The 12121-nt window shown below is 61.3% G+C and carries 11 protein-coding genes; 8 read left to right on the plus strand and 3 right to left on the minus strand.

Annotated features, from left to right (window positions below; genetic code table 11):
* Window positions 1-43: 43 nt before the first annotated feature.
* From AC6EI9_RS13715 to AC6EI9_RS13730, 4 genes are read left to right on the plus strand one after another with little or no spacing between them, the layout of a single operon-like run.
* The gene (locus AC6EI9_RS13715; protein ID WP_498468257.1) at window positions 44-823 is read left to right on the plus strand and encodes a PspA/IM30 family protein; all 780 of its coding nucleotides are present in this window, start codon (window positions 44-46) and stop codon (window positions 821-823) included.
* Window positions 824-879: 56 nt separating this feature from the next.
* Window positions 880-2073 carry an aminotransferase class I/II-fold pyridoxal phosphate-dependent enzyme gene (locus AC6EI9_RS13720; protein ID WP_498468258.1) on the plus strand — a complete coding sequence of 398 codons (1194 nt, stop codon included), beginning with the start codon at window positions 880-882 and terminating at the stop codon, window positions 2071-2073.
* A complete protein-coding gene (locus tag AC6EI9_RS13725) occupies window positions 2055-2840 on the plus strand; it encodes a biotin--[acetyl-CoA-carboxylase] ligase (RefSeq protein WP_498468259.1) in 786 nt (261 codons plus the stop codon). Before AC6EI9_RS13720 ends, AC6EI9_RS13725 begins: the two co-directional genes overlap by 19 nt.
* A 30-nt stretch (window positions 2841-2870) precedes the next feature.
* Window positions 2871-3848, plus strand: a complete 978-nt coding sequence (locus AC6EI9_RS13730; protein WP_498468260.1) for a M23 family metallopeptidase — start codon at window positions 2871-2873, stop codon at window positions 3846-3848.
* Here AC6EI9_RS13730 and AC6EI9_RS13735 read toward each other — a convergent pair.
* The 3 genes from AC6EI9_RS13735 to AC6EI9_RS13745 are packed head-to-tail and all read right to left on the minus strand — an operon-like array spanning window position 3830 to window position 6908.
* Entirely contained in the window at window positions 3830-4576 is a 747-nt protein-coding gene (locus tag AC6EI9_RS13735) for a response regulator transcription factor (RefSeq protein WP_498468261.1), read from the minus strand. The genes AC6EI9_RS13730 and AC6EI9_RS13735 overlap by 19 nt on opposite strands.
* 39 nt (window positions 4577-4615) lie before the next feature.
* Window positions 4616-5362 carry an ABC transporter ATP-binding protein gene (locus tag AC6EI9_RS13740; protein ID WP_498468262.1) on the minus strand — a complete coding sequence of 249 codons (747 nt, stop codon included), beginning with the start codon at window positions 5360-5362 and terminating at the stop codon, window positions 4616-4618.
* Complete coding sequence (locus tag AC6EI9_RS13745; RefSeq protein ID WP_498468263.1) at window positions 5337-6908, minus strand: NAD(P)H-quinone oxidoreductase subunit N; 1572 nt, start codon at window positions 6906-6908, stop codon at window positions 5337-5339. Before AC6EI9_RS13745 ends, AC6EI9_RS13740 begins: the two co-directional genes overlap by 26 nt.
* A 127-nt stretch (window positions 6909-7035) precedes the next feature.
* Between AC6EI9_RS13745 and topA the strand changes: the two genes are divergently transcribed.
* Genes topA through AC6EI9_RS13765 form a run of 4 tightly spaced genes read left to right on the plus strand, consistent with a single transcriptional unit; the run spans window position 7036 to window position 12116 of the window.
* On the plus strand, window positions 7036-9768 hold the full coding sequence (gene topA / locus AC6EI9_RS13750) for a type I DNA topoisomerase (protein WP_498468264.1): 2733 nt from the start codon (window positions 7036-7038) through the stop codon (window positions 9766-9768).
* A complete protein-coding gene (locus AC6EI9_RS13755; RefSeq protein ID WP_498468266.1) occupies window positions 9768-10298 on the plus strand; it encodes a hypothetical protein in 531 nt (176 codons plus the stop codon). The genes topA and AC6EI9_RS13755 overlap by 1 nt, the downstream gene beginning before the upstream one ends.
* Window positions 10298-10942, plus strand: coding sequence for a DUF2232 domain-containing protein (locus tag AC6EI9_RS13760; protein WP_498468267.1), 645 nt, complete (start codon window positions 10298-10300; stop codon window positions 10940-10942). The genes AC6EI9_RS13755 and AC6EI9_RS13760 overlap by 1 nt, the downstream gene beginning before the upstream one ends.
* Window positions 10914-12116, plus strand: coding sequence for a nicotinate-nucleotide--dimethylbenzimidazole phosphoribosyltransferase (locus AC6EI9_RS13765; protein ID WP_498468269.1), 1203 nt, complete (start codon window positions 10914-10916; stop codon window positions 12114-12116). The genes AC6EI9_RS13760 and AC6EI9_RS13765 overlap by 29 nt, the downstream gene beginning before the upstream one ends.
* Window positions 12117-12121 lie beyond the last annotated feature (5 nt).

Below are 12121 nucleotides of genomic sequence, written 5' to 3' on the forward strand. Positions count from 1 at the left end.
GTTGATTTGCTCGCTACCCTCAGGCTGCTGCTCGCCCCGATCCATGGGTTTCTTCGACCGGCTCAGCCGACTGCTGCGCGCCAATGTCAACGATCTCGTGAGCAAGGCCGAGGATCCCGTCAAGATTCTCGACCAGTCCGTGGCGGACATGCAGGAGGATCTGGTGAAGCTGCGCCAGGCTGTCGCCATGGCGATCGCCAGTCAGAAGCGTCTTCGCAATCAGGCCGACCAAGCGGAATCCCAGGCTCGCACCTGGTACGAACGGGCCGAGCTCGCTCTCAAGAAGAACGAAGAGGATCTGGCCCGAGAGGCACTCACCCGGCGCAAGACATTCCAGGAGACCTCTGTCTCTCTGGCCAAGCAGGTGCAGGGTCAGGACGCTCAGGTGGAAACCCTCAAGAAGAGTCTTGTGGCACTCGAGGGAAAAATCGCCGAGGCGCGCACCAAAAAAGACATGCTCAAGGCCAGGGCTCAGGCGGCCAAGGCGCAGCAGCAGCTCCAGAGTGCCGTGGGGAATATGGGCAGTAATTCCGCCATGGCCGCCTTTGAGCGGATGGAGGACAAGGTTCAGGCGATGGAAGCCAGCAGTCAGGCCGCGGCTGAACTGGCAGGCGCCGATCTGGAGAGCCAGTTCGCAGCCCTTGAGGGTGGAGATGATGTTGATGATGATCTCGCAGCTCTGCGCCAGCAACTGGCGGGTGGGCCCGAAGCTGTTGCCTTGCCAGCAGCTGATCAGGGCAAAACGGATGCAGTGCAGCCGGTGAATGTGTCTGAGGTCGACAACGACCTTGAAGAGCTCCGTCGATCCATTGACAAGATCTGACTACGGTTCGTGGTCATCCGTCGTGATCACCCGCCCTCAACCGAAGACGTCTCTGGATGATCACCTCTGATCGACTCGCAAGGCTCGGTAGCGGTGTCTTTGATCGCAATGACCGACGCAAATCGGCCTACGTCGACAGCGATCGGCAGCAGCACCAGGCTCTGATTGACCTGTCTCTCGGCTCCACCGATCTGGCACCACCAGTCGCGGCTGTGAAAGCGATGGCCGAGGTGCTTGAGCATCCCTCCAGCGCCTCCTACTGCCTCCATGCAGGGACACAATCGTTCAGGCGTGCTGCTGCCGCCTGGGTTCAGCAGCGATTCGGCGTTCAAGTGGATGCCGAGACGGAAGTGCTCCTGCTGGTGGGATCGCAGGAAGGCACGGCGCATCTGCCTCTTGCAGTTCTTGATCCCGGCGATTCGGCTCTGATTCTTGACCCCTCCTACCCCTCTCATCGGGGTGGCCTGGAACTGGCGGATGCCGACATTCACAGTCTTCCGCTCACCGCTGAGCGGGATTGGGCTCCAGATTTCGACGCGCTCTCCTCAGAGCAGTGGCAGCAGTTGCGTCTGATGGTGCTCGGTTTTCCTCACAATCCCACCGCCTGCACCGGAGAGCAGGCCTGGCTTGACGAGGCCATGCACCGTTCGAGTCAACATGATCTAGTGCTGGCCCACGACAACCCCTATGTGGATCTGGCGCTGGAGGGTGATGCCCCGTCTCTGCTGCGCTGCCCCCATTGGCGGGAGCGAGGAATTGAATTCTTCTCCCTGTCCAAGGGATGGTGTCTCGGGGGATTCCGGCTGGCGTTTGCGGTGGGAGCTGCTCCATTGATCCATGCCTTGCGCCAGCTGAAAGGTGTTGTTGATTTCAACCAGTGCCAGGCGCTCCAGCGGGGCGCAGTGGTTGCGCTGGATCAACATGCCGACTGGCCATCACGTCTCCTGCCCGTTTATCGCCAGCGCCGCGATCGCATGCGACAGGCCCTGGCTGATCTCGGCTGGACCGTGCCGATGCCATCCATGGCTCTCTACCTCTGGATGCCCATCCCGGAATGGGCGAGTGCCATCGGCTGGAGCGACGAACAGCTTGCGGCTGAGCTGCTGGAGCACTGCGGCGTAGCGCTGACGCCTGGTTCCGGTTTTGGTGATGCGGGCCGTGGCTGGCTGCGGCTGGCGCTTGTCCGTCCAGTTGAGGATCTGGAAAGCGCTGTCGCTCGCCTGCGGCCCTGGTGGGAGCAGCACCATTGACCCTGGTGCGCACGGGCCGGGGGCGACTGCTGCACGATTTACGCCGCTATGGCCATGATTCCTGGTGGCTGAGGCGTTTGGCCGTCTGTGCCAGCACCGAGAGTGAGCTGTCTCAATGGTTGATGCAGCAGCCCTGGTCTGGCCTCTCCCCTCGCGCTGTGTTGGCTGACCATCAGATTCGTGGACATGGACAGTACGGACGCCGCTGGATGGCGCCGATGGGCGGTGTCTGGCTGAGCGCGGCTCTCCCCTGGCCTCAGCAGCGATGCTCAACGGGGTTGTTCGGTCTCACCGTGGCTCTCGCCCTGGCGGAGCAGGTCGAGTCCACTGGCCTGCAGGTGTCGATCAAGTGGCCCAATGATCTGATGATTGAGTCCCGCAAGCTGGCCGGAGTGCTGCCCACCCTGGTCTTCCGAGGCAGTCAGGTTCGTCTGGCTCGCATCGGGGTCGGGCTCAATGTGACTAACCCGGTGCCGCCTGGAGCGATCTCCCTGCGGGAACTGCTTTGTTCAGGGCGATGCCGGCTGAGGGTCTGGCAGGGAGCCGTGCTGCGCGCACTCGACCGCGCCTCCGAGTTGGCGCTTGATCCCAGCATGGTGGTCCTTCAGGCCGAGCAGCGTCTATGGGCTGCATCGGTGGTTGATCCAGGCACGGGAGAGCTCTGGCAGGTGCGAGGGATCGGCATGGACGGACGTCTGCTGCTGGAGCAGGGGACCCGGAGGACCAGCTGGACCCGCTGGGCAGACAGTTCTGAACAGGATCTCTAAAGTCTCGCTCGATGAGACCGTCTTGATCCGTTGGTTCTGCGTTGGCTTGCCGCATCGGTTCTGCTGTCGATTCCTGCCCTGCAGGGGCCAGTGACCCCTCCTGAGCTCAAGCCGCTTCCGCCGCCGCTCAGCTTCGATCGTTCGCTGGAGTCCCTGGAGCGAAATCGCGTCATCACACCGCTCGAGCGCCGCCAGCTTGAAACCGGGGAGCAGGCCCGCCCCATTGATGTTCCAGCCTTCCAGCAGGCCTGCCGAAGCGGTGCGCTGTCGCAGCAGGAATGCAGCAGTGGTGTGGCGGTGCGCCGCCGCAGCAGTCGGCTCCAACCGCGCGTTGTCTGGAAAGGTCGTGATGAAACGCTGACCGGGTTGTCCAGACGCGGTTTTGATGGCGCACCGCTTCCTCCGATTGCAGTACCGGTGAAGGCTTTGCTGGCAGGCTCCTCGGCCACGTTCCGTCTCGAGACGGTGTTTGCCGTGTCGCCCCGACCGGCGTCGATCTCTGGCAACGGTGATCGCAAGCTGCTGTTCCCGGTCATCGGTTCAGCCATCACCACCAGTGACTTCGGCTGGCGGATCCATCCGATCATCGGGAGATGGTTGATGCATGCCGGCAAGGATCTGGCTGCTCCTGAAGGGACCCCGGTGGTCGCTGCATTGTCAGGAACCGTGCTGAGCAGTGGTCTGGCGGGTGGTTACGGCATTGCTGTGGAGCTGGATCATGCCCAGTCCAAACGTCGGACCCTTTACGGACATCTTTCAGAGATCTACGTGAAGTCCGGCCAGAAGGTTCGCCAGGGTGAGGTGATCGGCCGCGTGGGCAGCACCGGCCTCAGTACAGGACCTCATCTGCACTTTGAACTGCGTCAGCCTGAAGCCGGCGGCTGGGTGGCTGTTGATCCTGGTGATCTGGACCTCAACCCGCTCACTGCTTCCGGAGCCGATGCGGTGTCACTGCTGGTGGGGCAGCTGATGACCAGTCTCGAGCGTGCTCAAGGTTCAGACGTCTGAGCCTGACGCTCTTCTCGCAGGATGAAGCCCACACCTCTCACGGTGTGGATCAAGGTTGGACGTTCACTCGATTCGATCTTCTGGCGCAAATAGCGGATGTAGACATCGAGCAGATTGTCATCGCCGTAGAAGTTCTCACCCCAGACTCCGCTCATGATTTCAGAGCGTTCGAGCACTTTCCCCTGACCACGCATCAGGAAATTGAGTAACTCGTATTCCTTCACGGACAGCTGAATGAACTGCCCTGCACGGGTCACATCTCTTGTGCTGGTGTTCATGACCAGGTCAGCGACCTGAAGTGTTTCAGGATGATCACCGTCGCCGGACCCTGCAGAGAATGTGCTGGCACGTCGTTGCATGGCCCGCAGTCGTGCCATTAATTCCTCGATCGAAAACGGTTTGACCAGATAGTCGTCCACCCCAGCATCCAGGGCCGTCACACGATCAGCCACATCATCGTGGCCGGTGAGCATCAGGATCGGTGTGGTGATGGCGCTGCTGCGGATTCGCTGGCAGATGTCCACACCGCTGAAGTCCGGAAGATTCCAGTCCAGAACAATCAGATCTGGGGATGGTTCCGTGCGGGCTCGGATCAGGCCGGTGGCTCCATCCGCGGCCACATCCACTTCATAGCCCTCAACCTCCAGTTCCATTTTCAGGAGTTCCGTGAGACGGGCCTCGTCATCGACGAGCAGCAGCCTGGTCTTCGGAGTGGCTGTGGAGACCATGCAATCCAGTACACCCACGAACCAGCCTAATCAGGCCAATCAGGTCGGCTTGGAGTCGTGGGCTCGACCATCCCAGCGTTCCACGCGCCCGTCACGGAAATGGGCCACCCGCTCGGCACGAGCCGCCACGTCATCTTCATGGGTCACCAGCACCAGCGTGATGCCCTGGTCGTGCAGGGCATCGAACAGATTCAGCACGTCATCGGTGGTGCGTGAGTCGAGGGCGCCGGTGGGTTCATCAGCGAGAAGAAGGGCAGGCTGGTTGATGATGGCTCTCGCAATGGCGACTCTCTGCTGTTGACCGCCGGAAAGCTGATTCGGCTTGTTCTGCATCCTTTCGCCAAGGCCCACACGGTCCAGCGCCTCTCTGGCCTTGTCCCGTCTCTGCTGGGGTGATAGCCCTGCGTAGATCATCGGCAGCATCACGTTCTCGAGAGCCGTCGCGTGAGGCAGCAGATGGAATTGCTGAAACACGAAACCCAGCTGTTGATTGCGCAAATCCGCAAGGGCATCGTCATCAAGCTCCTCCACTGCATTTCCATTGAGGTGATAAGAGCCGCTGCTGGGGCGGTCGAGGCATCCCAGAATGTTCATCGCAGTGCTTTTGCCGGAGCCGCTGGCCCCCATCACCGCGAGATAGTCGCCTTTGCGCACGGTTAGATCAAGTTGATCCAGAGCCCTGACCAGGCCAGCTCCGGCTCCATAGATCTTGTCGACTCCGCGCAATTCAGCAACGGGGGAGCGTTGATTCGCTGATCCCTCAGCCAAGGGTGGCTCCGGAGGCATTGGCGATTGCTTGTTGAAGGATCGGGGTCCCTGCCACCGCATCACTGGCCCACTGGAAGAGTGGATTGGAGAGGATTCCGCCGACAGCGGTGACCACCACGCAGGTCACCAGAGCGACTCGGAGTGGCGGCAGTCCAAGGGTGTTCCACTGGATTGGCGGATAGGACTTCACTGCATCGGATGCTTCCTGGGGCTCCTTGACCACCATCATCTTGATCACTCCGATGTAGTAGTAGATCGACACCACTGAGGTGATCAGTCCAACCACCACCAGCAGATACTGGTGATCAGCCCAGCCGGCAAAGAAGAGGTAGATCTTGCCGAAGAAGCCCAGCATCGGTGGGATGCCTCCGAGTGACAGCAGGCAGAGACTCAGCCCAAGCGTGATCAGGGGATCTTTCTGATAGAGACCGGCGTAATCGGAGATGCGATCACTGCCGGTGCGGATGGAGAACAGGATGATGCAGGCAAAGGCCCCCAAGTTCATGAACAGGTAGGCGGCCATGTAGAGGACCATGGCGGCGAAACCGTCCTCGGTGCCGCACACCAGGCCGATCATCACGAATCCGGCCTGACCGATGGAGCTGTAGGCCAGCATCCGTTTCATCGAGGTCTGGGCGAGCGCGACGACGTTGCCAAGGGTCATGCTGAGCACCGCGAGCACGGTGAACAGCAGCTTCCACTGTGTGTCGAAACTGCCGAAACAGCCCACCAGGATGCGCAGAGCCAGGGCGAAGCCGGCGGCTTTCGAACCCACTGACAGAAAGGCGACCACCGGTGTCGGAGATCCTTCGTAGACGTCCGGTGTCCACTGGTGGAAGGGGACTGCAGCGATCTTGAACGCCACGGTGGCCAGCACGAACACCAGCGCCAAGGCAGCAAGAGGGGTGGGACTGGTCTGCAGTGACTGCCCGATCGCCTCAAGGCTGGTGGAGCCGCTGAGTCCGTAAAGCAGTGAGGAGCCATAAAGAAACACCGCAGCTGCGGCAGAGCCCACCAGCAAATATTTCAGCGCCGCTTCCGAACTGCGCGCATCGCGTTTCATGTACCCGGAAAGCAGGTAACTCGCGACTGACAGGGTTTCCAGGGACACAAAAATGCTCACCAGATCGGTGGCCCCGCAGAGCAGCATGCCTCCAAGCGTCGCTGCCAGCAGGATTGCGGCGTATTCACCGACAGGGGTCCCTCCCTGTTCGGCATACCTCCAGCTGATCAGCAGGGACAGCAGCGTTGAGCTGGCGACGACCGCCCTGAAGGCAATCGCCAGGTGATCGGAGAGAAATGCTCCCAGAAAGGATGGCTCCAGTGGGGCGTTCCACTGCAGGGCAAGCAACACCAGGGCTGTGCCCAGACCTGCGTAACAAATGGGTGGAACCCAGCGCACAGAGACTTTTTCGCCGGCTAGATCCACCAGCAGAGTGGCCAGCATCGCCAGCAACACTGCGCCTTCCGGAGCAACAGCACCGGCGTTCAGCGCAAGATTGAGAAGATCACCCGGCGCTGCCAGAGGCTGGGTGTCGAGAAGCAAGGCACCCATCTCGGGCATGGCGCGCGCAGGGCGGAGCGGTTCGGGGGACTTTAGCTGCGCTTCCGTTCCTCCTTGTGGCATCGCGCGTATTCGCTGCAACTGGAGCGGCGGTGCGATAAAGAAGGGAACGGTTATCTGCCCTCCTTTGGCGCACACCCTGGTCATCGTTGAGAGCCCCACCAAGGCCCGCACCATCCGTGGATTCCTCCCCAAGGACTTCCGGGTGGAAGCCTCCATGGGGCATGTACGCGATCTCCCGAACAACGCCAGTGAGATTCCAGCGGCCCAAAAAGGCCAGAAGTGGGCCAATCTCGGCGTGAACACCGAGTCTGATTTCGAGCCCCTTTATGTGGTGCCGAAGGACAAGAAAAAAACAGTCAAAGAGCTGAAGGACGCCCTCAAAGGTGCTGACCAGCTTCTGTTGGCGACTGATGAAGACCGTGAGGGTGAAAGCATCAGCTGGCATCTTTTGCAGCTGCTTGCGCCGAAGGTTCCGGTGAAACGAATGGTGTTTCACGAGATCACCAAGGAGGCGATCGGGCGTGCTCTCGACCAGACCCGTGAGCTGGATATGGAACTCGTGCATGCCCAGGAGACGCGACGCATCCTGGACCGTCTGGTGGGCTACACCCTGTCGCCGCTGCTGTGGAAGAAGGTGGCCTGGGGCCTGTCCGCGGGCCGTGTCCAGTCCGTGGCCGTCCGTCTGCTGGTCCAGCGGGAACGCGCACGTCGGGCATTCCGCAGCGGCAGCTACTGGGACCTCAAGGCCGGTCTCGAGCAGGCCGGCAGTCGTTTTGACGCCAAGCTCACCCACCTGGAGGGGCAGCGCATTGCCACCGGCAATGATTTTGATGAAAACACCGGTGAGCTCAAGGCCGGGAGCAAGGTCCGCCTTCTCAGCGAAAGCGATGCCCTGACCCTCTCCGAAACGGTGAAGTCGGTGGCATGGAATGTCTCGTCAGTGGAGGAAAAACCCACGGTGCGACGGCCCGTTCCGCCGTTCACAACCAGCACCCTGCAGCAAGAGTCGAACCGCAAGCTTCGGCTTTCTGCCAGAGAAACCATGCGCTGCGCTCAGGGTCTTTATGAGCGAGGTTTCATCACCTACATGCGCACCGATTCGGTGCATCTCTCCGATCAGGCGATCAGCGCTGCCCGCAGCTGTGTGGAATCGCGTTACGGCAAGGACTACCTGAGCAAGGGGGCCAGGCAGTTCAGCACCAAGGCCCGAAACGCACAGGAGGCGCATGAAGCCATTCGTCCTGCCGGTGAGAGTTTTCGTGCTCCCCAGGAGACAGGTCTCGATGGCAGGGATCTGGCTCTCTATGAGCTGATCTGGAAGCGCACCGTCGCCAGCCAGATGGCCGAGGCCCGCCTCACCATGCTGTCCGTTGATCTGAGTGCTGCTGATGCGGTGTTCCGTGCCAGTGGAAAGCGCATTGATTTCCCTGGTTTCTTCCGTGCCTACGTCGAGGGCAGTGATGATCCCGATGCGGCTCTGGAAGGCCAGGAAGTGTTGCTGCCAGCGCTCAAGCAGGGAGATTCTCCCAATCTCAAAGACGTTGAGGCTCTCGGCCACCAGACCCAGCCTCCGGCACGGTTCTCGGAAGCTTCCCTGGTCAAGATGCTCGAGAAGGAGGGGATCGGCAGGCCCTCCACCTATGCATCGATCATTGGAACGATCGTTGATCGCGGCTATGCCGCCCTGCAGAACAATTCACTCACGCCCAGCTTCACAGCCTTTGCGGTGACGGCTCTGCTCGAAGAGCACTTCCCCGATCTGGTTGATACCTCCTTCACCGCCAGGATGGAGAACACCCTTGATGAGATCTCTCACGGCAAGGTGCAGTGGCTGCCCTACCTAGAGAGCTTCTACAAGGGCAACGAGGGGTTGGAATCCCAGGTGCACCTGCGGGAAGGCGACATCGACCCCGGTGCCTCGCGCACGATCGACCTCGAGGGTCTTCCCTGTGTGGTCCGAATCGGTCGCTTTGGTGCCTATCTCGAAGCCAAACGTGTCGGTGACGACGGTGAGGAGGAGCTGATCAAAGCCACCCTTCCGCGTGAGATCACCCCCGCTGATCTTGATCACGATCAGGCCGAGCTCATCCTCAAGCAGAAGGCTGATGGGCCTGAGGCTTTAGGTGAGGATCCGGAAACCGGTGATCTCGTTTATCTGCTGTTTGGTCAGTACGGGCCCTATGTGCAGCGCGGCCAGGTGAGTGATGAGAATCCCAAGCCCAAGCGCGCATCACTGCCCAAGGGAGTGAAGCCCGAAGACCTCAGCCTTGATGATGCTCTGGGTCTGCTGCGGCTGCCCAGGCTGCTGGGAGAACATCCTGACGGCGGCAGGGTCCAGGCTGGGCTGGGTCGTTTCGGCCCCTACGTGGTTTGGGACAAGGGCAAGAGTGAGAAGGACTACCGCTCGCTAAAGGGCGATGACGACGTCCTTGCAGTGGGACTCACCCGTGCTCTTGAGTTGCTGGCCATGCCCAAACGTGGTCGAGGCGGTCGGACCGCGCTCAAGGATCTCGGCAAGCCCGAGGGCAGTGATGAATCGGTGCAGGTCTATGACGGCCCCTACGGTCTCTATGTGAAGCAGGGCAAGGTCAATGCCTCGCTTCCTGAAGGCAAGGGTGCAGACGACATCACCCTGGAGCAGGCGGTTGAGCTGCTGGAGGCCAAGGCCGCCAGCAAGAAGGGTGGCCGCAAGGCTTCCACCACAAAAAAACCTGCAGCCAAGAAATCTGCAGCCAAAAAGCCTGCGGCGAAGAAACCCGCAGCCAAGAAGCCTGCGGCGAAAAAGCCTCCCGCCACAACGAAGTCAGGTCGGTTGCGCGCCAGTGCCGTGCGCGTGATTCGCCCTGCCGATTCCTGATGGGCATCAGGCTGTTTGTCCTGTGGCTGCTGCCCATGCTGATGCTGCTGCAGGCCTGTGATGGCACACCATTCGGCCAGCAGCTGTCAGAAAGCTTTGACTCTCAGGCTGGGGAGGTCAGCCCAGCTGGCACCCAGGCCGATCCAGGCACCAGCGTGGTTGCCGACAAGGGCGAGCAGCAGGCCAAGGTCAACGCGATCGAGAACGAGACCGACAAGCCAAAAGCCAGTGTCAACCAAGATGGGGAGGCCAGCGAGCTCGAGCGCCAATCCGATCGCACAACCGAACGTGAACAACCGCCAGCACCGGCTGTTGCAACTGACAGCCCTGAGCCGAGACCCACTCCTGAGCGCACCCTGCCCTATCGCATCATGATCCGCCTCTCAGCAGCAGATCCAGCTGCTCCTGCGGAGGGAGTCACAGAGGCTCTTCGGCGTGCTGGCATTGGTTTTGAGGTGGAGACTATCGAAAAGGTGCCCGCCAGCGATCTGAATCAGTCCTCCAACCTCCAGCCGAAGCCTGCTTCCTGATGCGACCAGCCCTCAGCCATCGCCAGGCCCTGCGGATGATGGAATCTTCCTATCTGGCGGCCGCGGCTGCTTTGATCTGGCTGGCGCTGTATTACCTCCCGGTTGGTGGAGCTCTGTTTCGCCTTGCCCTGCCTCTGCCACTCGCCCTGCTGGCGGTCCGTCGAGGTGCCCGGGCCGGGGTTGAGGGCCTGGCGGTGGCGATTCTTTTGCTGATCGCCTTGATGGGGCCGGTGCGTGGACCCTTGATGCTGTTTCCCTATGGCGTTCTCTCCATTTGGCTCGGCTGGTGCTGGCTGCATCGCTGCAGCTGGTGGCTGAGCTGGGGGATCGGCCTGCTGATCGGTGCTGCCGGATTCCTTGTGAGGGTTGTTGCGCTTTCTTTGTTGGTGGGTGAAAACCTTTGGGTGATCATCACCCGAGCTGGTGCAGGCCTGCTGGACAGGCTGCTGGAATTGCTGCAGTTACCTCTTGCGCCTGATCTGCTGCTGGTTCAGCTGATGGCTCTCGCTCTTGTGCTCATTCAGCAGCTGGTGTACGTCCTCGCTCTCCACGCCCTGGCCTACTGGATTTTCCCCCGCTTGCAGGCCCCCGTCCCTGACCCTCCACCGCTGCTTCATGGACTGGTCGCCCTCGACCCCCTCTGACCCTCCGTTTGGTGTGCGTCGTCTGACCGGCTCGCCGGCCACGGTTCAAGCAACTCGCTTTGTAAGCCTCTGGTCTGACCCCGCCCAACCGCTGCCGGATCTGCTGTTGCTGCTCGCGTCGACAAGGACCGCCGAACAACCGGGCATCTCCGCGGCGGGCTGCACCCCAGCAGCGCGCCGCACCACGGCTCTGGCCGATGCTGAACTGCTGCTGAGGGGGCCATCCGTTCCTCCGCTCTGGTCTCTGCCACCTCTCCCAGCAGGGGTGTCACCAGCCTTGATCAGCTGGGTGGTTTGCCAGCAGCTCGGTCTCGATCCGCAGATTGCAGCTCTCGGATTGCCGATGCCACCGCAGTTCCCCCATCTCCGCTTTGAAGATCCGGGTTCCGGCCCTGCTGGGTGCGTCTCCAGCGGCCGTGCAATGCAGCCCAAACGGGTGCAGCAGCTGCTGGATCGCGGTCGGCGCCTCGGGCAACGACTGCGTCGGCCACTGCTGCTGGCGGAATGTGTCCCTGGCGGCACCACCACAGCCCTGGCCGTGTTGACAGGTCTGGGCTTGCCTGTTCAGGCACTGGTCAGTGGCAGTGCTCTGCATCCACCCATGGCGCTCAAGCAGCAGCTGGTGAGCAAGGGTCTGTCTTGCCTGCCTGGCTACCCAAGCATCGATGCAAAGGTCTTGCTCGCGGCAGTGGGTGATCCTTTTCAGGCCCTTGCCACAGGGCTCTTACTCGGAGTGCTCGATGCGGATCAGCCTGTTCTGCTTGCCGGTGGAAGTCAGATGGCTGCGGTGCTTGCCCTGGCGCTTCATGCGGTTCCGGTGGATCACCGTCAGCAGCTCTGCGATCGGGTGCTGATCGGCACCACTGCATGGCTTGCCGCGGAGCGTCTGCAGGCTGCAACGTCTGAGTCTTCCTTGACCACGCTGCTCAGCAATGTGGAGCAGCACTATTCCGTTTCACTGCAGGCCTATGCCGCTGGTCTGCGCTTCTCTGCGAGCCGCCACGCGCGCCTGCGCGACTTCGAACAGGGCCATGTGAAAGAAGGAGTCGGTGCCGGTGGCCTTGCTCTCCTGGCTCAATGGAGAGGCGTTTCCGTCGACACTCTCGTGCAGTGTTGTGATCGGGCAGTCGATCAGTTGCTCGCGGCCGGCCATGCAGGCACTGTCGCCCCGTAGGTTCG

This window comes from Synechococcus sp. MIT2312 (assembly GCF_059772315.1).

Coding starts and splice junctions, on each gene's coding strand:
- AC6EI9_RS13735 (WP_498468261.1), bottom strand. CDS start 4,576: ATGGTCTCCACAGCCACTCCGAAGACCAGGCTGCTGCTCGTCGATGAC.
- AC6EI9_RS13740 (WP_498468262.1), bottom strand. CDS start 5,362: ATGCCTCCGGAGCCACCCTTGGCTGAGGGATCAGCGAATCAACGCTCC.
- AC6EI9_RS13760 (WP_498468267.1), top strand. CDS start 10,298: ATGCGACCAGCCCTCAGCCATCGCCAGGCCCTGCGGATGATGGAATCT.
- AC6EI9_RS13715 (WP_498468257.1), top strand. CDS start 44: ATGGGTTTCTTCGACCGGCTCAGCCGACTGCTGCGCGCCAATGTCAAC.
- AC6EI9_RS13745 (WP_498468263.1), bottom strand. CDS start 6,908: ATGCCCGAGATGGGTGCCTTGCTTCTCGACACCCAGCCTCTGGCAGCG.
- AC6EI9_RS13765 (WP_498468269.1), top strand. CDS start 10,914: ATGGACTGGTCGCCCTCGACCCCCTCTGACCCTCCGTTTGGTGTGCGT.
- AC6EI9_RS13755 (WP_498468266.1), top strand. CDS start 9,768: ATGGGCATCAGGCTGTTTGTCCTGTGGCTGCTGCCCATGCTGATGCTG.
- AC6EI9_RS13720 (WP_498468258.1), top strand. CDS start 880: ATGATCACCTCTGATCGACTCGCAAGGCTCGGTAGCGGTGTCTTTGAT.